Source organism: Alkalihalobacillus sp. NPDC127517 (assembly GCF_050276055.1).
In the GTDB taxonomy this organism is placed as follows: domain Bacteria; phylum Bacillota; class Bacilli; order Bacillales; family Bacillaceae_D; genus Alkalicoccobacillus.
The window spans coordinates 42702-67217 of record NZ_JBNNQX010000006.1; the positions used below are offsets into that span (position 1 = coordinate 42702).

The 24516-nt window shown below is 40.9% G+C and carries 32 protein-coding genes and 1 riboswitch; of the genes, 5 read left to right on the forward strand and 27 right to left on the reverse strand.

Annotation, left to right across the window (positions count from 1 at the left end; all coding sequences use genetic code 11):
* Positions 1 to 22: 22 nt before the first annotated feature.
* The 9 genes from ACQKKO_RS09195 to ACQKKO_RS09235 all read right to left on the reverse strand — a co-directional run bounded on the left by ACQKKO_RS09195 (position 23) and on the right by ACQKKO_RS09235 (position 9316).
* On the reverse strand, positions 23 to 1228 hold the full coding sequence (locus ACQKKO_RS09195) for a bifunctional 3,4-dihydroxy-2-butanone-4-phosphate synthase/GTP cyclohydrolase II (RefSeq protein ID WP_498646442.1): 1206 nt from the start codon (positions 1226 to 1228) through the stop codon (positions 23 to 25).
* Between the two features lie 24 nt (positions 1229 to 1252).
* Positions 1253 to 1894: a riboflavin synthase gene (gene ribE, locus ACQKKO_RS09200; RefSeq protein WP_498646444.1), complete on the reverse strand. Its 642-nt coding sequence runs from the start codon at positions 1892 to 1894 to the stop codon at positions 1253 to 1255.
* Position 1895: 1 nt separating this feature from the next.
* Positions 1896 to 2978, reverse strand: a complete 1083-nt coding sequence (gene ribD, locus ACQKKO_RS09205; RefSeq protein WP_498646445.1) for a bifunctional diaminohydroxyphosphoribosylaminopyrimidine deaminase/5-amino-6-(5-phosphoribosylamino)uracil reductase RibD — start codon at positions 2976 to 2978, stop codon at positions 1896 to 1898.
* Positions 2979 to 3157: 179 nt separating this feature from the next.
* Positions 3158 to 3302: riboswitch (FMN riboswitch) on the reverse strand.
* A gap of 78 nt (positions 3303 to 3380) precedes the next feature.
* Entirely contained in the window at positions 3381 to 4289 is a 909-nt protein-coding gene (gene prpB / locus ACQKKO_RS09210; protein WP_498646447.1) for a methylisocitrate lyase, read from the reverse strand.
* Between the two features lie 17 nt (positions 4290 to 4306).
* The gene (locus ACQKKO_RS09215; RefSeq protein ID WP_498646449.1) at positions 4307 to 5746 is read right to left on the reverse strand and encodes a bifunctional 2-methylcitrate dehydratase/aconitate hydratase; all 1440 of its coding nucleotides are present in this window, start codon (positions 5744 to 5746) and stop codon (positions 4307 to 4309) included.
* An 18-nt stretch (positions 5747 to 5764) separates the two neighbouring features.
* Complete coding sequence (gene mmgD / locus ACQKKO_RS09220) at positions 5765 to 6880, reverse strand: citrate synthase (protein ID WP_498646451.1); 1116 nt, start codon at positions 6878 to 6880, stop codon at positions 5765 to 5767.
* 145 nt (positions 6881 to 7025) lie between these two features.
* The gene (locus ACQKKO_RS09225; RefSeq protein WP_498646453.1) at positions 7026 to 7748 is read right to left on the reverse strand and encodes a class I SAM-dependent methyltransferase; all 723 of its coding nucleotides are present in this window, start codon (positions 7746 to 7748) and stop codon (positions 7026 to 7028) included.
* Positions 7749 to 7793: 45 nt separating this feature from the next.
* Positions 7794 to 8075, reverse strand: a complete 282-nt coding sequence (locus tag ACQKKO_RS09230) for a holin (RefSeq protein WP_498646455.1) — start codon at positions 8073 to 8075, stop codon at positions 7794 to 7796.
* Between the two features lie 74 nt (positions 8076 to 8149).
* Positions 8150 to 9316, reverse strand: coding sequence for an amidase (locus ACQKKO_RS09235; RefSeq protein WP_498646457.1), 1167 nt, complete (start codon positions 9314 to 9316; stop codon positions 8150 to 8152).
* A 150-nt stretch (positions 9317 to 9466) separates the two neighbouring features.
* Between ACQKKO_RS09235 and tlp the strand changes: the two genes are divergently transcribed.
* Positions 9467 to 9676: a small acid-soluble spore protein Tlp gene (gene tlp / locus ACQKKO_RS09240; RefSeq protein ID WP_498646459.1), complete on the forward strand. Its 210-nt coding sequence runs from the start codon at positions 9467 to 9469 to the stop codon at positions 9674 to 9676.
* A 259-nt stretch (positions 9677 to 9935) separates the two neighbouring features.
* On the forward strand, positions 9936 to 10112 hold the full coding sequence (locus ACQKKO_RS09245; protein ID WP_498646461.1) for a hypothetical protein: 177 nt from the start codon (positions 9936 to 9938) through the stop codon (positions 10110 to 10112).
* On the opposite strand, the gene ACQKKO_RS09250 is transcribed toward ACQKKO_RS09245, so the two are convergent.
* Together ACQKKO_RS09250 and ACQKKO_RS09255 are read right to left on the reverse strand one after the other, a co-directional pair.
* Positions 10109 to 10363 (reverse strand): hypothetical protein, encoded by a 255-nt coding sequence (locus ACQKKO_RS09250; protein WP_498646463.1) that lies wholly within the window; start codon positions 10361 to 10363, stop codon positions 10109 to 10111. The two genes, ACQKKO_RS09245 and ACQKKO_RS09250, sit on opposite strands and share 4 nt — an antisense overlap.
* Before the next feature lie 66 nt (positions 10364 to 10429).
* Positions 10430 to 10846 carry a GNAT family N-acetyltransferase gene (locus ACQKKO_RS09255; RefSeq protein ID WP_498646465.1) on the reverse strand — a complete coding sequence of 139 codons (417 nt, stop codon included), beginning with the start codon at positions 10844 to 10846 and terminating at the stop codon, positions 10430 to 10432.
* Between the two features lie 298 nt (positions 10847 to 11144).
* On the opposite strand from ACQKKO_RS09255, the gene ACQKKO_RS09260 reads away from it, so the two are divergent.
* The gene (locus ACQKKO_RS09260; RefSeq protein WP_498646467.1) at positions 11145 to 11513 is read left to right on the forward strand and encodes a YolD-like family protein; all 369 of its coding nucleotides are present in this window, start codon (positions 11145 to 11147) and stop codon (positions 11511 to 11513) included.
* Positions 11514 to 11759: 246 nt separating this feature from the next.
* On the opposite strand, the gene ACQKKO_RS09265 is transcribed toward ACQKKO_RS09260, so the two are convergent.
* Entirely contained in the window at positions 11760 to 11951 is a 192-nt protein-coding gene (locus tag ACQKKO_RS09265; RefSeq protein WP_498646469.1) for a hypothetical protein, read from the reverse strand.
* Positions 11952 to 12440: 489 nt separating this feature from the next.
* Here ACQKKO_RS09265 and ACQKKO_RS09270 point away from each other — a divergent pair, with 489 nt between their 5' ends.
* Positions 12441 to 12617, forward strand: coding sequence for a hypothetical protein (locus tag ACQKKO_RS09270; RefSeq protein WP_498646471.1), 177 nt, complete (start codon positions 12441 to 12443; stop codon positions 12615 to 12617).
* Between the two features lie 535 nt (positions 12618 to 13152).
* The gene (locus ACQKKO_RS09275) at positions 13153 to 13335 is read left to right on the forward strand and encodes a hypothetical protein (RefSeq protein WP_498646473.1); all 183 of its coding nucleotides are present in this window, start codon (positions 13153 to 13155) and stop codon (positions 13333 to 13335) included.
* Positions 13336 to 13462: 127 nt separating this feature from the next.
* Here ACQKKO_RS09275 and ACQKKO_RS09280 read toward each other — a convergent pair whose 3' ends face one another.
* The 15 genes from ACQKKO_RS09280 to sigF all read right to left on the reverse strand — a co-directional run bounded on the left by ACQKKO_RS09280 (position 13463) and on the right by sigF (position 24507).
* Positions 13463 to 13726, reverse strand: coding sequence for a hypothetical protein (locus tag ACQKKO_RS09280; RefSeq protein ID WP_498646476.1), 264 nt, complete (start codon positions 13724 to 13726; stop codon positions 13463 to 13465).
* Positions 13727 to 14105: 379 nt separating this feature from the next.
* Positions 14106 to 14330, reverse strand: coding sequence for a hypothetical protein (locus ACQKKO_RS09285; RefSeq protein WP_498646478.1), 225 nt, complete (start codon positions 14328 to 14330; stop codon positions 14106 to 14108).
* Between the two features lie 120 nt (positions 14331 to 14450).
* Positions 14451 to 14885, reverse strand: coding sequence for a peptidylprolyl isomerase (locus tag ACQKKO_RS09290; RefSeq protein WP_479822612.1), 435 nt, complete (start codon positions 14883 to 14885; stop codon positions 14451 to 14453).
* A 115-nt stretch (positions 14886 to 15000) separates the two neighbouring features.
* Positions 15001 to 16308, reverse strand: coding sequence for a diaminopimelate decarboxylase (gene lysA / locus ACQKKO_RS09295; protein ID WP_498646480.1), 1308 nt, complete (start codon positions 16306 to 16308; stop codon positions 15001 to 15003).
* 139 nt (positions 16309 to 16447) lie between these two features.
* Positions 16448 to 17935 (reverse strand): spore germination protein, encoded by a 1488-nt coding sequence (locus ACQKKO_RS09300; RefSeq protein ID WP_498646483.1) that lies wholly within the window; start codon positions 17933 to 17935, stop codon positions 16448 to 16450.
* Complete coding sequence (gene spoVAEA / locus ACQKKO_RS09305; RefSeq protein ID WP_498646486.1) at positions 17919 to 18497, reverse strand: stage V sporulation protein SpoVABEA; 579 nt, start codon at positions 18495 to 18497, stop codon at positions 17919 to 17921. The genes ACQKKO_RS09300 and spoVAEA overlap by 17 nt, the downstream gene beginning before the upstream one ends.
* Positions 18498 to 18502: 5 nt before the next feature.
* Positions 18503 to 18853 (reverse strand): stage V sporulation protein AE, encoded by a 351-nt coding sequence (gene spoVAE / locus ACQKKO_RS09310; protein ID WP_498646488.1) that lies wholly within the window; start codon positions 18851 to 18853, stop codon positions 18503 to 18505.
* Between the two features lie 2 nt (positions 18854 to 18855).
* On the reverse strand, positions 18856 to 19866 hold the full coding sequence (gene spoVAD / locus ACQKKO_RS09315; RefSeq protein ID WP_498646490.1) for a stage V sporulation protein AD: 1011 nt from the start codon (positions 19864 to 19866) through the stop codon (positions 18856 to 18858).
* A 24-nt stretch (positions 19867 to 19890) separates the two neighbouring features.
* Entirely contained in the window at positions 19891 to 20349 is a 459-nt protein-coding gene (locus ACQKKO_RS09320; RefSeq protein WP_498646492.1) for a SpoVA/SpoVAEb family sporulation membrane protein, read from the reverse strand.
* Positions 20350 to 20365: 16 nt separating this feature from the next.
* Positions 20366 to 20785 carry a stage V sporulation protein AB gene (locus ACQKKO_RS09325; RefSeq protein ID WP_498646494.1) on the reverse strand — a complete coding sequence of 140 codons (420 nt, stop codon included), beginning with the start codon at positions 20783 to 20785 and terminating at the stop codon, positions 20366 to 20368.
* Complete coding sequence (locus ACQKKO_RS09330; RefSeq protein WP_498646496.1) at positions 20775 to 21377, reverse strand: stage V sporulation protein AA; 603 nt, start codon at positions 21375 to 21377, stop codon at positions 20775 to 20777. Before ACQKKO_RS09330 ends, ACQKKO_RS09325 begins: the two co-directional genes overlap by 11 nt.
* Positions 21378 to 21481: 104 nt before the next feature.
* The gene (locus tag ACQKKO_RS09335; protein ID WP_498646498.1) at positions 21482 to 22195 is read right to left on the reverse strand and encodes an alpha/beta hydrolase; all 714 of its coding nucleotides are present in this window, start codon (positions 22193 to 22195) and stop codon (positions 21482 to 21484) included.
* Between the two features lie 10 nt (positions 22196 to 22205).
* Positions 22206 to 22946, reverse strand: a complete 741-nt coding sequence (locus ACQKKO_RS09340; protein WP_498646500.1) for a TspO/MBR family protein — start codon at positions 22944 to 22946, stop codon at positions 22206 to 22208.
* Between the two features lie 58 nt (positions 22947 to 23004).
* On the reverse strand, positions 23005 to 23625 hold the full coding sequence (locus ACQKKO_RS09345) for a TetR/AcrR family transcriptional regulator (protein WP_498646502.1): 621 nt from the start codon (positions 23623 to 23625) through the stop codon (positions 23005 to 23007).
* A gap of 114 nt (positions 23626 to 23739) precedes the next feature.
* Positions 23740 to 24507, reverse strand: coding sequence for an RNA polymerase sporulation sigma factor SigF (sigF, locus tag ACQKKO_RS09350; protein WP_203086647.1), 768 nt, complete (start codon positions 24505 to 24507; stop codon positions 23740 to 23742).
* Between the last annotated feature and the right edge of the window lie 9 nt (positions 24508 to 24516).

Below are 24516 nucleotides of genomic sequence, written 5' to 3' on the forward strand. Positions count from 1 at the left end.
TATACTCTCTCCTATCCTCTGTTTAAAATTTTAATAGATGACCTAATTTATCTGATTTGGTTTTCAAGTATTTCTTGTTTTCTTGAACATGTGGAAGCTGAATTGGCACACGTTCAACAACTTCTAAATCATAGCCAGAAAGGCCCGTAATTTTACGAGGGTTATTGGTTAACAGCCTCATTTTACGAACACCCAGATCCCGTAGAATTTGAGCACCAATTCCGTATTCTCTAAGGTCTGCTGGGAAACCCAGCTTTTCATTCGCTTCCACTGTATCATAGCCTTCTTCTTGAAGCTTGTATGCACGAAGTTTATTTAATAAGCCGATTCCTCTACCTTCCTGCCGCAAATACAATAACACCCCTCGGCCCTCTTCTTCAATCTGCTTAAGAGCAGCATGTAATTGAGGACCACAGTCACACCGGTGAGATCCAAATACATCACCCGTCAAACACTCAGAATGGACTCGCACTAGAACGGGGGCTTCTGTTGTAATGTCTCCTTTTACTAATGCGACACTTTCTTTTCCTTCTAACGTATCGGAGAATCCCACAATTTTAAATTCACCGTATGCTGTTGGAAGGACTGTTTCAATCTCTCTGGTTATGAGTGATTCTTTTTGGTGGCGGTAGCGAACAAGATCTTTAATCGTAATCATTTTTAATTGATGCTCGTCAGCTAGTTTACGAAGCTCAGGGACTCTCGCCATTGAACCGTCTTCGTTCATAATCTCACAAATGACGCCAGCTGGTCTTGAACCGGAAAGTCTCGCAAGATCAACGGCCGCTTCTGTGTGACCAACTCTTCTGAGAACACCACCGTCTTTAGCAATTAGCGGAAAAATATGACCTGGTCGTTTAAAGTCACCTGACTCAGTTGTAGCATCTGCCAGAGCCCGAACGGTATCTGAGCGCTCATGTGCCGATATACCTGTTGTACTCGTTTGATGATCAATTGATACCGTAAAGGCCGTTTCATGAGGATCCGTACTATTTTGTACCATCGGGCTTAACTGAAGATGAGATGCAATCTCTGAGCTTACAGGTGCACAAATCAATCCACGTCCATGAACAGCCATAAAATTAATAACCTCAGTTGTTGCCTGATCAGCGATTGCTACAAAATCCCCTTCATTCTCTCGATCTTCATCGTCACAAACAATGATGACCTTTCCTTGCTTTAATTCTGTAAGCGCTTCTTCTATCAGATCAAACGGTGATTTCTCCATACGTCCACTTCCTTCCCTCTGTTCCTATGATGTAAATCCGTGTTCTTTTAAGAATCCAGAGGTGATATTGCCTTGCCGAGGGTTCTCTAAAAATTGCTCAATGTATTTACCAACAAGGTCGCATTCGATATTCACGATGTCACCCACTTCTTTATTTCCAATAATTGTTTGTTCAACGGTGTGAGGAATAATGGAGATCGTAAAGCTTGTTTCATCCACGCCGAAAATTGTTAAGCTCGTGCCATCGACTGTGACGGAACCTTTATGTATCATGTACCGTCTTAATTCCTTAGAAACTTGAATGGTATAATAAATCGCATTTTGCTCACCCGTTTTCCGGACAATGGTTCCAATCCCATCAACATGACCTGATACAAAGTGTCCACCAAAGCGTCCGTTTGCATGCATCGCTCGTTCCAGGTTAACTTTGGAGTTTGTTTTTAATGCTTGAAGACTCGATGCCCGAACCGTCTCGGGCATAACGTCCACCACAAACTCGTGATCAGAGAAAGAGGTAACCGTTAAACAAACGCCGTTTACAGCAATGCTATCCCCTTCATATACATCTGTTAGAACTTCTTTAGCTGCAATGGTCATCACAATTGCTTCGCCTGTTTCATTCATAGCTTTAATCGTTCCAACTTCCTCAATAATTCCAGTAAACATATTAGTCTCTCCTCACTCTAGATGAAATCTTTATGTCATCTCCAAGCTGCGTAACGGATTGAATTGTCAACTGTAGTGCTTCATTTAAATTGGCTATTCCTTCTCCACCTACTACAGGAGAAGCGTGCGTTCCTCCAACAAGCTTTGGCGCGAAATATTGAACCATTTCGTTTACATAGCCTTCTTTAATAAAGCTGCCATGCATTTCTGCGCCACCCTCAATTAAAATCGTTTGAATATCACGTTTGCCAAGTTCAAGAAGCACTTCACCAATTGTTAGTGTTTCAAGGCGTATCACTTTCACATCTTGACTACTCAGCTGCTTCTCACGTTCCTCAGAGGCTGTGTTCAATGTAAAGATGAACGTTTCAGTCAGTTGATCCGTTACGATCCGTGCGTCAGCTGGTGTGCGTAGCTTTGAATCCAATACGACTCGCACAGGATGACGACTAACGGTTTCTTCAATTCGTGTGGTAAGTGATGGGTTATCTGCAAGCACCGTTCCAACCCCAACTAAAATCGCATCATTTTCATGCCTTAATCGATGTCCGTCCATCCGAGCTTCTGTGCCGGTGATCCACTTGCTTTCACCTGATACCGTTGCCGTTTTCCCATCTAAGGTTGAAGCCGATTTTAGTGTGACATAAGGGAGATGTGTCTTAATAAAGTGAAAAAAGGCACGATTTAAATCAAGAGCTTCCTCCTCACAGACCCCGACTTCAACCTCGATGCCTGCATCCTCCAGCATCTTGACTCCTTTTCCACCTACTTCGGGATTTGAGTCAACACATGCTACTACCACACGTTTAATACCAGATTCAATAATGCGCTTTGCACAAGGAGGGGTTCGGCCGTAATGACTACATGGCTCAAGTGTGACATAGATCGTTGCATCCTTTGCTTTCTCTTGTGCCATATTTAAGGCGTGAACCTCCGCATGTGCTTCTCCGGCCTTCAGGTGTGCGCCTGTTCCGACAATTCGTCCATCTGCTACCACGACTGCACCAACCATTGGATTGGGCGAAGTCTGCCCTTTGGCCGATTCGGCTAAGGTTAAAGCAAGTTTCATAAATTCTTGATCCATCTACATAACACCTCGTTCATAAAATAAGAAAAAACCTTGAAGGCATCGCTTCAAGGTTTGAATGAATAAGCATAGAATCGTACAGCAAATAAACATATTTAACGATGTTTGTTAAAAATGTGCTGCTCGAACAAGCGGTTTCTCCACACTTTTTTGTGTTCAAAAATCCGCTCGTTTGCTTTTTCCTTCTCCCATCCAGACTTTCACTGTCGGCTCTGGAGTTTCACCAGATCCACCGTTACACTAGGTGTAACGGGTCACGGACTAAGAGACTAACGCCTCATCACCGCCGGTCGGGATTTTCACCCGGCCCCGAAGCAAAAAGATATGAAGTTGTTTTGAATAATAGCACTAGCATTCTAAAAATGCAAGTAAACCACTCAAGATTAATGATATGTCATTCTACTGATCTTTTGAAAGAATTGTTTTTGCAATTTGCTGATCAAGCTCTTCAAATTGGTCATAAGAAATGGTCGCGTATAACTCACTTCGTTTTTGCATATGCTCAAGACTTTCTTTTTGTGTGCCTTGTTTTTTGATCTCGGAGAACACCACTTCATATGCTTTTGCAGCCACACGCATTGAAGTTACTGGATAGATCACCATATTAAATCCCCATATGCTAAATTCATCTGCTGTATAATAAGGAGTTTTTCCAAACTCAGTCATATTCGCGAGTAGCGGAGCATTCAGTTGCTTTGCGAACCACTTAAATTCTTCAGCCCCTTCTAATGCTTCTGGAAAAATGGCATCTGCCCCAGCTTCCATATACGCGAGACTTCGCTCCCTTGCCTCTTGCTTTCCTTCTACACCCCTAGCATCCGTTCTAGCTACAACGTAAAGAGTCGGCGCGACTTTCTTAATGGCTCTAATCTTTTGAACCATTTCTTCCGTTGAAACGAGTCGCTTCCCATTAAGATGCCCGCATTTCTTAGGCAGCTGTTGATCTTCAATTTGCACAGCTGCTACTTTTGCTTCAACCATTTCTGCTGCTGTTCTAGCAACGTTTAACACGCCTCCAAATCCAGTGTCAATGTCCACAAGCAATGGCAGATTCGTTGCACGTATAATATCTCGAGCCCGCTCTGCAACCTCATTTGACGTAATGAACCCAAGATCAGGTAATCCGCGGCTTGCTGTGTAGGCAGCGCCAGATAAGTATAAAGAATGAAAACCAGATTCCTTTGCCATGAGTCCTGCCATCGGATCGTGTGCACCTGGAATTTGAAGAATCGAATTTGCTGTAACAAGACTCGCAAACTCTTCAGCTAGTTCTTTTTGTGTACGCGGTTGATCAACAATCCAAGCCATATGTCACATTCCTCTCGTTAAGACGGTATAAACAGTTGTATAAGAGACGGAACCGTTAATTTTTCCACATTTGATTGCGTGGAGAACGCCTCTAGAATGCCCTCATATTGCTTTGGAGCAAAGTGCACCTGAAGATTCTGTTCAAATTTTCGTTCAATATGTGGAATCGCTTCCTCTCTCCGAAAGCGATGACCAAGAGGATATTCTCGTTCAACTTGTTCAGTTTCAGTTCCATCCTTAAAAATTACTTGCACGGCATTCGCGATAGAACGTTTGTCGGGATTTAAATAATCCAATGTATAATCCTTACTTTCAACAACATGCATCCTGCTTCTAAGTTCGTCTACCCTCTTATCATCAGCTTGCCTTTGTTCATAATCGTCTGCAGTGATTGATCCTTTTAATAAGGCTATGGCCGTAATGTACTGCAAGCAATGATCCCTGTCAGCCGGATTAGTCAGTGGTCCTTTTTTATCAATAATTCGTATGGCTGACTCGTGTGTCTGAATCGTAATGGTATCAATCTCATCAAATCGACCGACTACATCAGGGTGCAATTCAATCGCACATTCAGCTGCTGTTTGCGCGTGAAATTCCGCAGGGAACGACACTTTGAATAATATATTCTTCATCACATAGTCATCAAGCTCTCTTGTAAGTACTAGCTCTTTGCCTTTAAAAAGTACATCTTGAAACCCCCAACCTGGTGCACTTAGAGCTGTTTGATAACCCATTTCCCCTTTTAGAGCAGTCATCGCAAGAAAGACCCCTCTGCTCGTTGCATCACCTGCTGCCCAAGATTTCCTAGATCCCGTGTTCGGCGTATGACGGTATGTTCTGAGACTTGAATTATCAATCCACGCATGTGAGACAGCGTTAATGACTTCTTGCTTTGTTCCGCCCATCATAGCGCATGTTACAGCAGTTGTAGCCACTTTTACAAACAAGACATGATCTAACCCAACTCGGTTTAAGCTATTCTCAAGTGCAAGTACACCCTGAATTTCATGTGCTTTAATCATGTAATCAAGCAAGTCTTTTACCCGCAAAGGCTTCTTCCCTTCTGCTACACAAGCCTGGCTTATGTAGTCACTAACTGCGAGAATGCCACCTACATTATCAGAAGGATGCCCCCATTCTGCAGCTAACCATGTATCGTTATAATCAAGCCACCTAATCATTGTTCCGATATTAAATGCAGCCCGAACAGGATCAAGCACATACGGTGTGCCTGGGACTCTTGAACCGCCTGGAACAATGGTCCCTGGAACAACCGGTCCGAGGAGCTTCACACATTCAGGGTACCTCAATGCCAAAATGCCACAGCCCAATGTATCAGCTAATACATATCGTGCGGTTGTATACGCTTCTTCACTAAATGTTCGTTTGGAGCACGCATACTCAGCTATTTTCTCAAGAAGTATATCGGTTTGCTCTGTCTGATTGAGTATCGTCATACAAGAACCTCCTTGGAGTTAGATCGATTGATACGGTGTGCCGTTATACTGCACACGAGGTCTAAATAAACGATTATTCTGATGTTGTTCGATAATATGGGCACATAAACCTACCGTTCTTGAGCAGAAAAAAATGGGTGTGTATAAATCAATTGGGATACCTAACATGTAATAAACGGGAGCAGCATAATAGTCTAAATTCGGGTATAACCCTTTTTCTCGTTCCATAAGCTCCTCTCCCGCCTCACAAATCCGTAAAAAGCGATCATCCCCGCGTTGATCACTCAAATCAATCAGTGCTCGCTTCATTATCAATGCACGAGGGTCCATCTTTTTAGCGTAGACTCGATGTCCAAACCCCATGATCTTTTCTTTTTGACGAAGCTTTTCTTTCAGTAAATCTTCAAACGCCTCCGGTGAGTTCACTTCTAGTAAAAGCTTCATTACCTCTTCATTCGCTCCCCCGTGTAAGGGACCTTTTAACGAAGCAACAGCACCTGTTAAGGCACCGTACATATCAGACAATGTTGAGGCGATGACTCTTGCTGTAAAAGTCGAGTTTGGCAGCTCATGCTCAGAGTAAAGCAATAAGGACAGGTCAAATATACGCGCCTCAAGCTTTGAAGGGACGCGACGGGTGAGTAAGTATAAAAAGTTAGCGCTGTACGATAAGCTTGAATCTGTTACGATTGTTGACTTTCCATTTAACAGGTGATACGCGTTTGCAGTAATCATAGGAAGTGTGGCGAGAAGTCGATACGCACGTTTTGTGTTCGCTTGAGGCGAGTAATCATGAAGCGATGGATCAAATCCGGCTAATACGGAAAGTGCCGTACGTTGTGCATCCATAGGATGGGTTTCTTGAGGTAGCTCTTGGAGGATGGTCCAAAGTGAAGTTGGAATGTTACATTGTTCCTTCAGCCTTTGTTCTAAAGTCTTAACTTGATCGGTATCTGGAAGCTGATGTTCAAAAAGCAAATGAATCATCTCTACATAGCCAATGTGTTGAGTTAATTCAATTAAATCAAAGCCTTTAATTAAGATTTGTTCTTGATCTGTATCAAGATAAGAAATAGCTGTATCAAGCGCAATTACGTCCTGCAGTCCTGCTTTGAACAATGGTTCGGCCGGCATAATGTTCCTCCTCACGTTGTCAAAACCCAGAATTTAGTGCGTATCCATTTTATAGAGCGCTTTCATTTCTTTCTACCCATACTTTACCATAGGTGTGGTGTCAGCTCAATACTAAAAGAAGCGACTGAATAATCGCTTCGTTTGTTCATTTATTTTTTGCATACAGATAGATAAATGTTTTTGACTGAGAAGTGGCTGCGGCAAGCTGCCAATCTCCATACGTAAAGACTTCATTAAATCCTGTTTGTCTTAATGAAAGATCCATCTCTTCTTTAGGTTGAAATCGTAGCTGTAATCGTTCTCTTTGCAAGATTTCACCCGAAGAAACTTTTTTTACTGATTCAAAAAATGTAAACACATCCCCTTCAAATCCTTCATAGTCCGTAAGAATTTCTAGCGCCTCACCTGTCTCTGGATGTTTTGCATAGTCCGAACTGAAATCCTGCTGCCATTCCTTCCAAACCTTTTCAAGCGGATTTCTTACATCAAATATGAAATGTCCTCCTGGTTTTAATGCTCTATGGACATCCGAGAGCATTTGCTTCCAACTATCACTCGTTAAAAATACTTGTGCCACGTTTGCGGTCATAACGACTGCATCATATGTATTGTCTTTAAGATCTGCACTACTTCCGAGAATCCATTCCACACTACCTTGGATCTCTTTTTGGATCGCTAAATCCAGTGCCTCCTGGTTCGGATCAATGGCTGTTACGTGATACCCTTCTTTAACAAACTGTTCTGTGATCCGGCCTGTTCCACAACCGAGATCTGCTATAACTCTTGCATTCGTTTTTTTTAAAAGTGTACAAAAAAACATCGTATCAAGCGTGCTTTGATTTAATTGATCATATACAAGTGGAATCATATGTACTCCTTTATTAAGAGTAAACAACGAGAGAAATCTCGTTGTTTACTCGTTATTTTCATCTTTTTTTGTGAGTAATAAGCCTTCACGACTTTTACTGATCTCAAATAACCCTGTGGCTGACAAGCCTGCAAGTGTTCCTGCCCACAATCTCATAGAAAGTGCGAGATCCGAGAAAGGGTAAGACAATGCTCCGACAAGTAATCCAACCGCCACAGCTAGTAATGGAATAAATCGTTTTGGAATTTGAACAGTTCGTTTAATGAGTTCAATCAAAGCCAACACAATCGGACTAATAATCGTAGCCAGCATAAGAATAATCTCCACTTGGAAACCCTCCTTTTTAACAGTACATGCGAAAAAAGGAGAAAGGAGACGGCTTCTATATTGGCTGGCATTAATTATGTTTGAAAGAACCTTTGACCGAACGAAAGTAGCTTCAAATCTTGATTGGCCCCTGCAATCAGTGACAAGCCAATCGGACCATTTTTGGATTCAATGGGAATTGTTAATTGGGGTAATCCCGCTAAACCTGCAATACAGCTCAATTGCAGCGTGCTGTTCCGACGTTGTTCAATCTGTTCTGGTGCAAGGTTAACCAAATGTGCAGAACCTGGCACAGTCGGTATGGCGAGTATCGTGTTTGGTTTTATGAGTGCATTCATTTGGTTTTTTATGATTTCTTGTTCTTGCACCGCTTTTTCAAATTGTTCATTTGTGATTAATTTTGCCATCGTAAATCTCTCAGAAATTCCTGGACCAAATGCTGGATTTGTTTCTGTAATCCATTCACCGTGCGCCTGCCACGCTTCATAGGCTTGAGCAATACGAAACGTTTCCTTCCACTCATTTAAGCCATTTTTTGTAATGGAACGCGTCTCTGAGCGCTCTAGTTTCTTTTTCAACGTGTGCAGAGCACCTTGCAAAGCTTCCACACTTTCTTCTTCAACCAAAGCCCACGCTTCATTTGGAAGCAGGATTGAAGTAAAGGATTCTGAAGCTCCACCTTTTTCTTGGAGCAGAACGTCCCCGACTGTCACCATTGTTTGAATCTCTTGAGCCATCCACCCGACCGTATCAAAACGTTTAGCAAGCGGGATGACGCCATCAATTGAAACAGCGCCATGCGTAGGTCTGAACCCATATAGCCCGCAGTATGCAGACGGAATCCGAACAGAACCTCCCGTATCCGTTCCAATCGCAAAATCAACATCACCTGCAGCCGCTGCAGATGCCGAACCACTTGATGAGCCTCCAGGAATATGACCTGGTTTACGTGGGTTTAGCGGCGTACCATAATGAGCATTTTCCCCATTTAAACTATACATCAGCTCGTCTGTATGAGTAGTGCCCAAAAGCGTAGCACCAGCTTGTAAAAGTCTTTTAATTGTAGGAGCATGACTTGTAGACGGCTTATGTGTACGGAGCCAATCAGGGTTTCCAGCGCTAGAGGTCACACCCTTAATGGAAAAAACATCCTTTACCGCAAATGTGAACGAATCTAATAGACCCGTTGAAGTTGGTTGAACACAAACAGATGGATCAACATACGCATTCGTTTTACTCATGAAAATCCTCCCCATATCCTTTTATCTATATCGCCTAAGTTACCTGAAAGCCGGTTGAGAATGTTCGTGTTTGTTAGAATACCTACCATACATCCTCATACTTTTTGAGTGGTTGAGGCATACTAAACACTCAAAAAGGAGGAATGACACATGGCAAACCCAGATAATCGTGCAGATAACGCAAAGCGTATTGGAGAAATTATCACCAATACGGAACAGAAAATTCATGATACAGAAGACTACATGGCCGCTCATGATCACCAATTAGACGAGCATGACCGACAAGATATTATCAACAAAAACAGACGCAGAGAAACAAGTATCGAAAGCTTGCGTAACGAAATTAAAGACGAATCATAACTGATAACTCGTAGGCCCTTCTTTTACGGAGGGCTTGTTTTAATGTAAAAATATACGTTTATCAGACAAAAATATGGTATAATCTTACTAATAATTTGTTGATGAGGAGACTGATGATGGAATATACAAGAATTGATATCCCGTTTGGCTCAATCTTTTTCCAGATTCTCGGTTTTGTTTTTTTGGTTGCGCTCATCTATGGTGGATTTTTGGCGATTAGAGCGTTGAGAAAATATGTAAGGTCGTAAGGAGGGATAAAATGATTTATTTTTACGTTATCGGATCTGCCTTACTTATAATTAGTGGTTTGTTCACTGTTTTCTCCGATTCTAATTCATTATTTTCTATTCCAACTTTTGGTGCGGCATTATGCTTTATCGTTTCAGGTATACTAGATCGGAAACAAGAGAGAGATGAGTTAAAGAAAGAATCTTAATCGGAGAATAGGCTGATTAATCCAGTGATAAATAATACAAGAATGAAAAGAATGCCAAGTACGTAGCGCCAGCGAGCAAACTTAATTTCATTCGTATAATACGTATTTAAAAGAATGAGTCCGTACGTAAATGCGATTAAGATTCTTGAAATCCCTCTTACATATGGAACTTCTATCGCAAAATGCATGATTATTAAAATTAAACTGATGACAGCAAAAAGCGGCCACCATCGTGCAAATTTCTTTAACAATTTGAACCCTCCATATTACTTTTAAAAGGGAAGAGCGCACAAGTAGACTTGAGCGCTCTTTCTTTTTTATGATGTGAAATGTCCTGCTTGAGCTCCGTAATTACGCAGGACCATCGCATTTGTTTTGATCATGCCGTGCTTCTCATAATAAGGAACGAGGTCATCATCACAGCCAAGATCAACCATGTAAAGATGACTGAGCTGCTTTTTCATTCGCTCGACTAATTCGTTACCGATACCTCTGCTTTTATAAGCAGGTAGTACCTCTAGTAACGGGATATAAGCAGACAGAACTCCATCACTAATCGCTGTAATAAACCCTACCACCTGGTTCGCATCCACGTCTACTGCCAAAACAATGTGGCTGCTTTGCTGCAGAAGCTGAATGTGCGCAGCCGAACCTGGATGACTTGGCCAATCCACAAAAAAACCTTCTACCATGCTAGGTGTAACTCCATTTGTATCATAAATAAATTGAATCATTCATCAACACTCCTCGTCATTTTTAATGAATTATTAGACGTATAGGCAGTGGACGAATCAATAAAAAAGTAACAAGAAATACCCTCCTAGTTTGACTAAAAAAAATGAATGATATGTATATGATCACTTTCTATGTATTCCATGCAACTCTATTATAAACGAAATAGTCTAAAAAGGTAAATACTTCAAAGGAAATTAAAAGAAAAACAGAGGATAAAATTGGTTTTTATTTTTCATTGAATACCGAACATATATTCGCATATAATAAGAACAGCGAACCAATGTGGGAGTGTGTATCATGCCATCTTTCGAAGAGCTAGAGGAATATAAAACATTTTTACGTCGAGGAAACTTAACGTGGGAAGGCAGTCGAATGATGCTTCCTGAACATAAGGAACGAATCCGACAATCAAATGAACGAGACTATCGCGTGGAGAAACATGAGCTTGATCCAGATGAGCTTGAGCGAATTGGGCAGGTAGTCATGGATTCTTTACAATATACGAAGTGGGTTAAAGTTACCTATTGGGAGCAGTGGGCTCATCATGAAGTGACAGGTATTATTGCTCAGGTGAGTAAGGATCAGAAACAAGTAAACCTGGAGCTTGAGAATGGTGACTTGATGTACATAGCAGTGGACTGTTTGCGGTCGGTGGAGTTGGTTTAAAATCTAATAATTGATTTAAAGTAATGCGTGTTATGTACTCCTTTTTAGGTTTGAACCTCATAGTGAAGATCGATTCTTCTAGTTGAGAGGATTTTTCTTGGTAAAAGTGTTGAACTACTTGCTGCGCACCGCATTCTTCTTGCTATGCGATCCACACTGCTTGCTAACAGCGGTTGCTTCTTGGTTTTCCCTCCGTTCCCCTGGCTATCAGCCCCTCCTTCTTAATGGAACACGCTCTGGGCTTGGTTAAACTTCCATTCTTCTTGCTAACGCCTCGTTCTTCTTACTAAAATGTGCGAAGTCCTTGATTCGCGGCATTTTTCTCTTACTAAGCAGCTCCTTCTTGGTGGTCAGGTCATAGTTCTTGATGTGCGGCGAATCTCTCTTGATGTTGCTTCCTAACTCCTTACTATCAGCTGCGCAATCTTGATATTTCATCTTTTCTCCTTGCTATCAGCCTCTCGCTCTTGATGGAACATCCTCTGAGCTTGATTATGATCCTTTTCCTCTTGCAAACGTACCTCTCTTCTTATTAAATTCTAAAATGTTCTTGATACCCGGTTCTTTTTTCTTGCTATGAAGACAGTTCTTGGTACTCACGTTAATTTTCTTAGTGTACAGAGCATTTCTCATGCAATGTTTTGTAAGATCCTCTCAGGGTACAGGATGCTAACAAGAGTGTCTTTATGCTACATAAGAATTTGTTTATTGACGCTTTAATTACGGTTACAGCCTTTTGGTTTTTAAGCGTACTCTTAAGGCTTCTTTTTGACGGCGAGGGTAATTTAATCTCTATCCTTCGCGACACTCTCCCAATAGTCATCCATAGGATTTGTGTTGTTTACAACATTATTTAAACTTGTATTGAGGAGCCATCTATAGATTCCCCTTTAACAGCTTATAGATCAAAAAATGGAGGGTCGATCCATGCACATGTTTAATGCCAGATGGCTTCTTGCTGTAGTCATAGCTTTTATTGGTGGACTCGCTTTATATTTCATCGTTCCACTTTTCGGAATTGAACCGAATATAGAGTTATTCACCGCTGGCTTTTTAGGGATATTTATTTTGCGCATAATTTTATTTAAAGCATTCCGTGTCTAGTATTCCCTATTTAAGTCGGGAGAGGCTCAAATCAATCGTAATTATCTAAGCTCTCTGTTAGACTCGCAACTTGGGCCAAAGTAGCCACTCTTTTCATTATCCATAGTGTGAGCTGTATTGAATCTAAATTTACAACCTAGGCATGTGTAAATAGGTTATCTCAGGAATTATATACTTAGCTAACTTGCCCTAATTACCTCATAGACATAAAGTATTCTCCATATAGACGGCAGCTTGAATATTTACTTTTTAATTGGAATTGAAATTGTGTTACTGTTGACCTGTAAATCTATTACATATCGAGGTGACTACATATCGACACTCTTGCAATCTTTGCTTTTTCTGTTGCTACAGGCGCAGTTAGTATTTCTTTACTAAATTATAATAGCCTTATCAAAAGAAATAAGGTTATCCAGGATTTAAATCATCGAATCACTGAATTAGAAAATAGTTAAGCCTTCTATGAAGGCTTTTTCTAATTAATTAAGTGAAACTCATTGCAATTTCCAGCGTATAAATTAAAGAGGTGAACTTAATGAAAGCTAATTTATATTATCTTGCTGGCACTGCATTTCTGTTAACTGGAGGAATCATGATCTTATCTGACTCCGATTCAATACTGAAAACTGTATACATATTTCTCGGGCTCGCTTTCATGAGTAAAGCAACTGCAGAGAAAAAGAAGCAGATGAATGAAAATAATCGCTACTCTGATTAATGTCTAGGTCCATTTTGTTCATAGAAACTTTTGCACTAGTCATCATTACTTTCATATCTTGACAACATGCAAAATGAGAGCTGCCATGTAGGTAGCCCTCTTTTTATGTATTGAACTTCGAACAATGTTATTTTAGATTCTTAATTTCTTTTCTAATCATTAAATTCACATCTACTGCAAGATACTCTCCGCGTACTACCGTCCATCTTGTTCTTATTCCTAACTCATCTTGAATGAGCTTTGCTTGGTAACGATCCGACCCGTGAACGTTTATGACTTTAACTTCCCAAATGTAATCTTCTCCATTGTGGTTCGTTTCATAAAATTCATGACTGTGAAGTTTGTAAAATTCTATTTCTCCCACCTCCCCTGGCACCTTATTCGACAGCAACTGTCATTTCCCCTTCTAATTTATTCCATTCCAAACCACACACCAACGATGCCTTAACTGGCTAGTGTCCTAATTAGTTATGGCTATGTTATTGATATGCAGTTTAGAGGGGATAAAAAAGAAACTAATTACCAAACCTTTCGCTTAATACCTTCAAACTTCTGAGATATTATCTCTTGATTCTTTTGTACATTTCTCATCAGTCTTTCTTTCTTCTGATCCATCAAGTTCCCATTATCAATTGCTTTCAGATTACTTTTGCGCATTTTCCAAAAACTATTCGTATTTATAATGAATAATACCAAGAGCACAGTGATCACTATAAATGCCAGAAGGATGTATAAGACTCCAATTAAGTTGAGAATTATTGAATCCATGGCTATAGCTCCTTGTTCATTCTTTTAATTTCATCAAGTTCATTAGACATCTTGTTTTGCTTATCTAAGATCTCTTCTAAAACCTTTAACTGATTTTCTCGTTTTTCTTGAGCTTCTTTTATTAGCGATACATTTTTTTGTTCAGCAGCTTTTAACCTTCGACTATTTATAAATAATATAAGCATAGAAATTATCAAAAGCGTTGCTGATAAGGTAAGCACTTCCATACATTCATCCCTCCATTGTTTAAAACTTCGATACTAAATCATTTACAGGTTCAGATCTATAAAAAATTGATTTATTTATAATAAAAAGAGCTACCCATAAAGGATAGCTCTAAGCATATATTACTCTTCCCAAACCTTCACTTCGTTCATTACATCGCCTTGCTTGATGCGCGTGATTAGGTCTTCGCCTTCGATAACTTGTCCGAACACAGTGTGCACGCCATCAAGGTGTGGTTGTGCTTCGTGAACAACGAAGAATTGGCTTCCTCCCGTGTCTTTACCAGCGTGCGCCATAGATAGAGCACCTTTTACGTGTTTGTGTGGGTTGCCTTCTGTTTCACATTTAATTGTATAGCCAGGGCCGCCTGTGCCGTTACCAGCTGGGTCTCCGCCTTGTGCTACGAAGCCTGGGATTACACGGTGGAATGTTAATCCGTTGTAGAAACCGCTGTTTGCTAGTTTCTCGAAGTTTTCTACGTGTCCTGGTGCTGCTTCTGGGTAAAATTCAATGACTAATTTTTCGCCGTTTTCGAATGCGATGTGTCCTTTTTTCATATGAATCATCCTCATTTCTTTAAAGGTTTGTCTTATCTTTTGTTTGCTGTTTAGACAGCCAGATTCTATTGTACACCATCTTCTTTCAAATAGAAAACGATAGTGACTTATGCTATTAACGGGAGAGAGGAAGATCTAAGCGAACAAGGTCCTCATACTCTTCTCTTTTTACTACGAGCTGAACATCTCCGTTTTCAACAAAGACAACGGGTGGACGCGGAATGCGATTATAGTTGTTTGCCATTGAATAGCCATAGGCACCTGTACAGAAAACAGCTAGAATGTCTTCATGGTTTGCTTTTGGTAATGGCAAATCCCAAATTAACATGTCACCACTTTCACAACATTTACCTGCAATGGAGAACGTGTCTGTTGCTTCTTCGTTTGCACGATTTGCGAGAATCCCTTCGTACTCTGCTTGATAAAGGGATGGTCTTAGGTTGTCGCTCATTCCTCCATCCACTGCTAGGTAGTGTCGAACATTTGGAATGTCTTTTTGAGATCCAACTGTATATAACGTGGTTCCTGCATCTCCAACAAGAGAGCGGCCGGGCTCAATCCAAATTTCAGGTAAGGCCATTTCGGCTTTCTCGGCATATTGCTTCATAACTTTAATCATTTGATACACATATTCTCCACCAGGAAGTGGCTCGTCTCCTTCTACGTAACGAATTCCAAATCCTCCACCTAGGTTTAACACACGTGGAATAAATTCAAGCTCTGTTCTCCAGTGCTCAATGTATTCAAAGATTTTTTCAACTGCCATGACAAATCCTTTTGTTTCAAAAATTTGAGAGCCGATATGGCTATGTATCCCTAATAGGTTCAAATGTGGACTTGCTAATGCTTGTTTAATGGCTTGATCCACTTGGCCATTTGTCAGATCAAATCCAAATTTGGAGTCTTCTTGACCTGTTGATATATAGTCATGCGTGTGTGCTTCAACGCCAGGTGTGATTCGTAGCAGGACGTCCATTGTTTTATTATAGCGAACGCATGTCTCTTCAAGTAATGTCATCTCGTAGAAGTTATCTACAACCACGCACCCGATATCTGCTTTTACCGCAAGATCAAGCTCTTCTAGACTTTTGTTATTTCCATGAAAGTGCACTTTATTCATTGGTACTTCTGCCTTAATCGCTGTGTAAAGTTCTCCACCCGATACGACATCAAAGCTCAAACCAAGTTCATTCGCCAGTTGATACATGGCGATACAGCTAAAGGCTTTGCTGGCATAGGCTACTTGATAAGGGACCTGTTCTTTTTCGAAGGCTTCTTTGAATTCTGCTGCTTTGTTGCGGATAAGAGCGACGTCGTATACAAACAAAGGGGTTCCCTGTTCCTTTGCTAGGGCGACTGTATCCACTCCTCCGATTTCTAAGTGTCCATGAACGTTAATTTGACTTGTTCCGTGTAAATACATGCTGACCTCTCTCCTCTTGCCAAACGAAAAACAGTTGATGCCAAATCACCAACTGTTCTTCAGTCAATCCCGATTGTGCAAGTATCCATTTTTCTATCACTTTATCATAATTTCCTCTTTCTCGCTATTAAGAGTTTTCTTACGAATCAGATGGTTGCTGACGGATTTTATCTTGCGGGTTCACAATGGATGGTCTCCACTTTAAGGAAGGAACAGATGCCCGAATGAGAATCTGCCACATTTCTGGTGGGGAGAATGGCAGCAGCGGCCATAGATACGGCTTATTAAATGGTTTAGTAGCTGTAAGAGCGAGAACAAAAACAAGGAAAGCAATGACCAGGCCTGAGGAATCAAATAGTGCCACCGCAAATAAGAAAAGATAACGAACCATTCGAAGGGCTACGCCAAGTTCATAACTCGGTGTGGCAAACATGCCAATTGCTCCAAGTGACACATACAAAATGACTTCTGGTGTCAGATACCCTACTTGGATAGCCATATCACCGATCAACAAAGCTGCGACAAGTCCAAGTGCGGTAGCGAGCGGTGAAGGTGTATGGATGGCTGCCATTCGGAGTAATTCAATGCCCATCTCACCAAACACAATCTGGAGAAGAATAGGAATGTTCTTATTCTCTTCAGGACCAATAAATTCAAGGGCCTGTGGAAGTAAATCCTGGTTGGTTGCAAGTAATAGCCAAAATGGCAGGATAAACAATGAGAACATAATCCCTGTAAAACGCATGAAGCGTAAAAAGCTTCCAACCGCCGCTGACTGTCGGTATTCTTCTGCGTGTTGTACATGGTGAAATAATGTTGTTGGCGTAATAATAACACTTGGGGTAGTATCAACAATAATAACAATGTGTCCTTCCAATAAATGTGTGGCCGCAACGTCTGGTCTCTCGGTATAACGCACAAGTGGAAATGGATTATATCCTTGTTTTACGATATACTCTTCTATCACTTTGTCAGCCATTGTAATTCCATCAATTGTGATGTTCTTCAGTTCCTTCTTCACAATCTTTACGAGTTCCGGGTCGGCTACACCATCAATATAAGAGACACAAATATCTGTTTTTGATCGGACTCCTACTTGTAAAATTTCATTACGTAATCGCTCATCTCTAATGCGCCTGCGGGTAAGTCCTGTGTTTACAATAATATTTTCTGTATATCCATCTCTTGCCCCTCGAACCACTCGTTCTGTGTCAGGCTCTTCTGGTCCGCGACTTGGATAAGCACGTACATCTACAACAAATGCTTGTCTAGACCCTTCATGAATAATAAAGATTAATCCAGACAGCATTTGTGTAATGGCATCATCCATTGAATCTGTTTCTTCTACTTGAACATGTGTGAGATGATTTTTTATCGCTGTATGTACATCACTTGTTTTCTTACCTCGTGCATCAAGATCCATTAGTTCCTTTAAAACCTCAATGATGTATTCGTTATCGGTTAACCCAGTGACATAATAGATCCCGATCTCACGGTCTAGAATCTTTATATTTCTTACTCCCACATCAAAAGATACATCTAACGCCAAACGTTCTTTTAAGCGTTCAACGTTTTCTGTATACGAATCCGAAAATGCTTCTTCCTTCTTTTTATATGCTTGCCCCACGATATCCACTCCTTTCTAAAATCAGTTCCACTGCTTTTTTTGTAATAGGGCACCCTTTTTTTGCTTGATCCTGCCCTCTCATTTTTCCGATATCTCCAATCCCGATCACAAGTGGAAGCTTTAACTCGTCTAAAATATATACTGTATCTCCATTGATTCGATTCACTTCCAAATCTGCCAACCCTTCTTTATCTACGCCCAGATGAGTCACTTCGCCATACCTGTCTATGCTAAAGTGAACATTAGACCATTCACTGGAATGGGTTTGCGAGGCAACTGCTACCGCTCCTAGCACATGAATATCTTCGCGGTTATGTAGATAACGCATTAGCTGTTCACCTGGCCCCTCGTCACGGTATCCACAATCATCAAACATAACTAATACGGGAGAATGCGGTGTAGATAAAACGAGTGCTGCTAATTCCTCTCCCTTTAGTGTTGAGGGATTACCTGCTGACGCACTGATGGCCCTGCATCCAAGCTCATGTGCAACATATTCAATGGTCTTTCGTGCAGCTTCATCTCCATCTGTGATAAAAATAACGTCCCTCGTTTGTTCCACCTTATTCACCCCCGCGGTTTACATAATAATGCGACTCCAAAACTCATGACAATGGCAACAGATATGCTCGTTGAAGCAAGCGTGAATAATCCGGCTCCAATCCCGAGAAACCCATGTCCTCCTCCTTCACTCATTGCACCATGTACAAGAGCGTGTCCAATACTTGTGACAGGAATGATTGCACCCGCCTCCGATAGTTCTAGCAGTGAGTCATACAGATGAAAACCATCCAAACATGCTCCAAGTATTACTAAAATAACTAAGCATTGAACTGGAGTAGCTCTAGTTACATCCAGAAGACATTGACCAATAAAACAAATGCCACCACCAATTAAAAAGGCCATTAAATAGTCCATCGTTAGGATTCAACTCCCTCTAATGTAACGGCGTGGGCTACGGCCGGTATCGTTTCTCCAAGCCTGACCGTTTCGCGACTGAATAATGCTCCTGTTGCAATAAATAGGACTCGTTTTAAGGTTCCTTGTTTAAGCCGTTCTAATACATTGCTATAAGTAACAACAGCAGCACATCCTGCTCCACTTCCACCTGCTAAAAACACATTTGTTGAACGAAAAATTCGTGCCCCTCCATCTTCATGCCGTTCGTCCAATACGATCCCGTGCTCGCGCGTCCATTTTCTAAAAATTCCACTTCCTACTCGACCTAAATCACCCGTTAAAATTAAGTCGTAGTCACTAATCGTTCGATTTGTCTCACGTAAATGAGTCAGAAGCGTATGACCAGCAGCTGGTGCCATCACCGCTCCAAGGTTTGAAGAGTCCTTTAATCCCATATCAATGGTTTCACCTACTGTTGCTGAGGTAACCTGAACGCGGCTTTTCTTTATACCGAGTAGCACGGCTCCGGCACCTGTTACAGTATATTGAGCGGTTTGTCTTTTTTGAATAGCCGCCTCCGTTGGATAACGAAACTGGCGTTCAGCAATCCCGTAATGACTGCTTGCACAAGCAACTACATAATTCGCAAGTTTCGTATCAATGAGCAATGCAGCTGTTAATAACGTTTGAGCAACCGTTGCACAGGCACTGTACATCCCAAACAGAGGTATGGATAAATCTCTTGAAGTAAAACTCGAAGCGGTTAACTGATGATCAAGATCGCCTGCTAACAAATAGTCAATTTGATTTTCTCTAACTCCACTTTTATCGAGACAGGTTTGAAAAGCGGTTTTCATTAACTTTCGCTCGGCCTGGATAAATGATGTTTCACCACAGTATATTGTTTGAAATGATGAATCAAACCACTCGCCAAGTGGCCCCTTCTTCTCATCAGGTCCAACAGCCGTACCGGAGGCTTGAATGTAAACGGGCGTTGTATATTCCCATGTATGTTTGCCAAGCTTGTTCATATAACGGTTCCTCTCTATTTATGATCATCCACTTAAGATCGCGTGAATGATTAACCGAACTGCACTTACTACGTATGCCATCACAACTCCCGCTACAACCACAGCACCAGCTAGCTTTAAGACATGACCAGCTACCCCTTCAATAATGCCTTCATTTCGGTGCTCCATAGCTGAGCTTGTCATTAAGTTAGTGAGTCCTGTGATTGGTACTAGGATACCTGCACCAAACGATTGAGCCACTTTTCGATACCAGCCTAAACCGGTCATAAATGAAGAGATAAAGATGAGGGTAACAAGCATCCATTGAATCGCATCCTCTCGCGTCCTGACGAAAAACGTGTCATAGAGATCGATAATCACCTGTCCAATGAAACAAATGATTCCACCTACAAGAAAGGCCTTCCCTCCAGATATCCAAATTGATGGCTTATGTTCATAAAGCTTGCTGTTTTTTGCATAGTCTTCTTGTTTTTTTGTAGGCATTCGTTTAAAGTCCCTTCTATCTAATAAACCAGATCCATTGAAATAGGGAGCCAGCAATTTTTCCTAATGCAATAGCCATTAGGAAAATAATGATTTTTGAACTCATGCCCATTCGTTTAACAAGAATCGGCCACACATTTAATACCTCTGTTAAGGCGGCAGCAAGCATGCCAACAAAGATACCAGCTAACAGTCCAGTGAAACCTGCAATGACCTTAAACGAACCCACGTTAAAATGATAGAAGCTTGCCCATGTTCCAATCTGAATCCCAATAATCCCAGCCCACTCATAAAAACGAATCATCGCCTCTGATCTTGAAAGCTGCGCCAGCCTTGGAATTACCCCAAGAACGGTAATAAAGGCAACTAGTCCTCCCCCTACAGCTAAACCCCCGCCTAGCCCAAGTAGAACCAACGTCAATCGACTAATGATCATGTTTATCTTTTTGGACTACGTACTGGTCTAAATTTTGCTGATAATTAAACATTTCTACATCTAGTGGGCTAGGTTCATCATTAAATCGTTTTTTAAAGAAATGATTAAAAAACAATACCATTCCTATACCAAGTCCGAGTGAATAGGGAATTTGCAACCATAAAGGGTAAAGCGTTTCCTCACCAGTTACTAAGTAATACAATCTAATATGGACAGCTCGCATACTTACGTCTTCATGAAAATTCATTACAGCAAGGCCAGATCCGACAAATAACAGCAACCACACTAAAACGATATAGAGTGGCCTTAACCGTTTTTGAGGTTGTCTTACATACACGACCGTATTCACACTACCTACAACTTGAATATCAAGATTCGGAAAAATTGAATAGATTGCTGCTATGACTGTCATAATGTCGATTTGAACGCGCGAACCATCAGTAGGTTGAATTTGATAAATAGCTAAATGACCAATTCGTTTGATGATCGCTTGGTCACCTGATAAATTAGCCAATTGATGTAATGTCAGAACTTGATGCGACGTGGCATCGATTCTAGGTTTCATACGTACAAAGAGTGTTGTATCCTCCAAAGTTCATCACGCCCTTCTAAGAGCTTCTTTCGTAGTATGCTAATTGTTGCCTAGGTTCATGCGCGCAAAAAAGCGTATTGCATTTTTGCAATACGCTTTTCTCGTTATTCATTACTAGCAGGAATCCATTCTGTTAGTTCATTTACTACAATATCGTGTTGCTCCTCTGGTGTTAGAGGGCTAACGTTGTCACCTTTTTGTGGGCCATAGTCTCCAAAGTTCGCATGGTTTCCTTTCTCAATCACGACTTTTGTTGTTTCCGGAGGAAGATTTTCATCGTACTCGGCGCTTTTATCCGGAGATGATAGTCCATCTAACCCGCCAGAGATATCGAGTACTCTTACATTTTTTTCTGACAAATCACTTGCTGAGAATGAACCAAGTAAAAACAGTCCTGAAATTGCATCAGCATGATCAGCTACGTAAGATGATGCCATCGCTCCTCCAAGTGAATGTCCCCCAATGTACCATTCGGATATATCTGGATATTCTTCCATTACAGCATTCGCTTTAGAAGGGCTCAAAACCGCTAAGTTTAAAGGCATTTGAGGGATAACAACGAAATACCCTTCGGCGCTAAGTTGATCGCCCAAGTAATTATAGGCGTCTGGTTCTACTTTGGCTCCTTGATAGAAGATAACACCTTTTTCGGCATCACTTTCACCGAATACTATACCAAGATCCGTCTCTTCACCAGCCATTTCCTTTGCCTCATCCATCGCTTCAAATGAGAGTGATGCCCAGATCAATCCGCTTACTAATGCAATCACAAGGATTGCTACTACTATGAGAAGTAGCCTAACCAAAATCTTTTTCATTATGTTCTCCCTATGCAGTCTTGTGTTTAAAGAAACGAACCACTTGATATAGAATAGCTACTGCAATCACAGCAATTAAAATCCATAATAAAGTGACAAGCTGCGTTCTCTCTTGTTCTTTTACAATAATACCAATGAAAGCCCAGATAACGATGGCAGGATACATGATATCCCGATGCCGAAGTGTAACAAACAATGTGATAGCAGTTGCGATGACGAGTAGGATCACAGTCCAAGCTAGCTCATCTAAACCAAACAATGAATCAATGCCAGAAGCATTCGTCCAAGCAAACACATTTACTATAACAGCTACTGTGATCCAACCTAGATAGGCTGAGAATGGCAGTCGATGCCACCACGGTGTTCCAGGTGTTGATTCAATCTTTAGGTAAATGATCAATACTGTTAAGAAAACACCAGCAATAACAAAGACCGAAAGACCAATGAATTCACTTTCAAATACAAGAATCCACAAACTGTTTAACAATATATTTGTAGCAAACCAACCACCAATCTTTTTATAGCTTTCTGCTTCAGCACCTTTCGCAAAGAACATGCGAATGAGCCAGATTGTAATCAATAAGTAAATGAACCCCCAGATTGAGAACGTGTAACCCGCTGGCTGGATGATGGAACCTAATGCATCAGCCACATTTCCAACATTTTGAGAAGAAGGAAAGAGATAGTTCATGCCTAAAGCCACAATAAATGCTGCTATATTAATGATGGCTAGCGTTCGAAGATGTTTCATGTTGAGTTTCCTCCTTTGGATGTATGACTCATGTGATAAGGAGAGAAAATCAAAGCATTTAGTCTTTCTTATTTAAAATGCCATCTAAATAAACAGTGACCAGAAATTCTGCTCGGTCACGAGCTACATGTTCATCCACATTTGTTAACCGATCCATCTCAGGCAATTGCTGATGTACCATACCAAGATACACATGCGCAAGTTTCGTTAAATGATAAGGATCCTCTGTTAAATGTGTATGAAGTGATGACTCCTTCAACAACTGTTCAATCGGTGATAGGTAAGCATCTGTCCAATACTTACGAATCATCAGTTGCTGCTCTTTATCCATGTGTAACTTCATATCACTATTAATTTGCCCTAAATTCTTCGGACGATTTAATAAAATATAAATGGTCATTTCTAAAAGAGCATTTCGAATCGATTCATGATGAGCAAAAATGGACTGAATCGCTTCTTCCGTTTTCTTAAGATCGGTTTGTAATACAGCCAAATAAATGCTTACTTTGTTCGGATAATGATGGTAAAGTGCCGGCTGAGTCAGACCGCACTCCTTGGCAATCATTCGTGTTGATACATTAGCGTATCCCTTATCCATAAAGAGCTGGTGCGCCTTTTGTATGATATTTACAGAAGTGTTTAGTTTTGTTTTTGTTTCGGACTTTTTTTTCTTTTTCATGATTAGCATCCCTCACTTATCACATGATAAGCTAATTCACCAAATCAATCAATTCTAAACATCTTTCTTGCATGAAAAAAAGTAGTTCTAAATGTTTAGAACTACTTCATACCTTTATTCATACCCATCCATTTCCATTTTCATGTGCTCGAGTATCTTTTTTTCAAGTCTTGAAACTTGCACTTGGGAAATACCAAGCCGTTCAGCCACTTCAGATTGGGTTTGATCCTTGTAATATCTTAGATACACAATGAGTCTTTCCCTATCCTCGAGCTCCTTAATGACTTCTTTAAGAGCAATTTTATCAAACCAACGACTCTCTGATTGATCGGCCATTTGATCGAGGACGGTAATAGGGTCTCCATCATTTTCATATACTGTTTCGTGAATAGAAGTGAGCGGTCTACTTGCTTCACCGGCAAACACAATTTCTTCCGGCGTCACCTCGAGCTGTTTAGCCATCTCATTGACAGTTGGCGTACGTCCGAGTGTTTTCGTTAATTCGTCTTTCATTTTGCGAACTCGGTTACCGAGCTCTTTAATGGATCGGCTGACTTTAACCGTTCCATCGTCACGCAGAAATCGTTGAATCTCACCTATTATCATTGGTACGGCATACGTAGAAAATTTAACATCATAACTTAAATCGAACTTATCAACAGATTTAATTAAACCAATGCATCCAATTTGAAAGAGATCGTCTGCCTCGTATCCGCGGTTCATGAACCGCTGTACAACAGACCAGACAAGCCTTGTGTTTCGACTGACAATCTCATCACGCGAGCTCGCGTTTCCATCTTGGCTTTCTTTAATTAATCGTTTTACTTCCGCGTCTGTAAGCTGACCTGACTGATTTTTTTTACGTTTTACCTCCACGTCCATAGGCAAAAC

Coding starts and splice junctions, on each gene's coding strand:
- tlp (WP_498646459.1), top strand. CDS start 9,467: ATGGCAAACCCAGATAATCGTGCAGATAACGCAAAGCGTATTGGAGAA.
- ACQKKO_RS09260 (WP_498646467.1), top strand. CDS start 11,145: ATGCCATCTTTCGAAGAGCTAGAGGAATATAAAACATTTTTACGTCGA.
- ACQKKO_RS09340 (WP_498646500.1), bottom strand. CDS start 22,946: ATGAAACATCTTCGAACGCTAGCCATCATTAATATAGCAGCATTTATT.
- ACQKKO_RS09325 (WP_498646494.1), bottom strand. CDS start 20,785: ATGATCATTAGTCGATTGACGTTGGTTCTACTTGGGCTAGGCGGGGGT.
- ACQKKO_RS09245 (WP_498646461.1), top strand. CDS start 9,936: ATGATTTATTTTTACGTTATCGGATCTGCCTTACTTATAATTAGTGGT.
- ACQKKO_RS09320 (WP_498646492.1), bottom strand. CDS start 20,349: ATGCCTACAAAAAAACAAGAAGACTATGCAAAAAACAGCAAGCTTTAT.
- ACQKKO_RS09290 (WP_479822612.1), bottom strand. CDS start 14,885: ATGAAAAAAGGACACATCGCATTCGAAAACGGCGAAAAATTAGTCATT.
- prpB (WP_498646447.1), bottom strand. CDS start 4,289: ATGGCTTGGATTGTTGATCAACCGCGTACACAAAAAGAACTAGCTGAA.
- ACQKKO_RS09215 (WP_498646449.1), bottom strand. CDS start 5,746: ATGACGATACTCAATCAGACAGAGCAAACCGATATACTTCTTGAGAAA.
- ACQKKO_RS09345 (WP_498646502.1), bottom strand. CDS start 23,625: ATGAAAAAGAAAAAAAAGTCCGAAACAAAAACAAAACTAAACACTTCT.
- mmgD (WP_498646451.1), bottom strand. CDS start 6,880: ATGCCGGCCGAACCATTGTTCAAAGCAGGACTGCAGGACGTAATTGCG.
- ACQKKO_RS09255 (WP_498646465.1), bottom strand. CDS start 10,846: ATGATTCAATTTATTTATGATACAAATGGAGTTACACCTAGCATGGTA.
- ACQKKO_RS09225 (WP_498646453.1), bottom strand. CDS start 7,748: ATGATTCCACTTGTATATGATCAATTAAATCAAAGCACGCTTGATACG.
- ribE (WP_498646444.1), bottom strand. CDS start 1,894: ATGTTTACTGGAATTATTGAGGAAGTTGGAACGATTAAAGCTATGAAT.
- lysA (WP_498646480.1), bottom strand. CDS start 16,308: ATGTATTTACACGGAACAAGTCAAATTAACGTTCATGGACACTTAGAA.
- ACQKKO_RS09285 (WP_498646478.1), bottom strand. CDS start 14,330: ATGGAAGTGCTTACCTTATCAGCAACGCTTTTGATAATTTCTATGCTT.
- spoVAE (WP_498646488.1), bottom strand. CDS start 18,853: ATGGACTATTTAATGGCCTTTTTAATTGGTGGTGGCATTTGTTTTATT.
- spoVAD (WP_498646490.1), bottom strand. CDS start 19,866: ATGAACAAGCTTGGCAAACATACATGGGAATATACAACGCCCGTTTAC.
- ACQKKO_RS09275 (WP_498646473.1), top strand. CDS start 13,153: ATGAAAGCTAATTTATATTATCTTGCTGGCACTGCATTTCTGTTAACT.
- ribD (WP_498646445.1), bottom strand. CDS start 2,978: ATGGATCAAGAATTTATGAAACTTGCTTTAACCTTAGCCGAATCGGCC.
- sigF (WP_203086647.1), bottom strand. CDS start 24,507: ATGGACGTGGAGGTAAAACGTAAAAAAAATCAGTCAGGTCAGCTTACA.
- ACQKKO_RS09235 (WP_498646457.1), bottom strand. CDS start 9,316: ATGAGTAAAACGAATGCGTATGTTGATCCATCTGTTTGTGTTCAACCA.
- ACQKKO_RS09270 (WP_498646471.1), top strand. CDS start 12,441: ATGCACATGTTTAATGCCAGATGGCTTCTTGCTGTAGTCATAGCTTTT.
- ACQKKO_RS09335 (WP_498646498.1), bottom strand. CDS start 22,195: ATGAAAAAGATTTTGGTTAGGCTACTTCTCATAGTAGTAGCAATCCTT.
- ACQKKO_RS09265 (WP_498646469.1), bottom strand. CDS start 11,951: ATGAAATATCAAGATTGCGCAGCTGATAGTAAGGAGTTAGGAAGCAAC.
- ACQKKO_RS09195 (WP_498646442.1), bottom strand. CDS start 1,228: ATGGAGAAATCACCGTTTGATCTGATAGAAGAAGCGCTTACAGAATTA.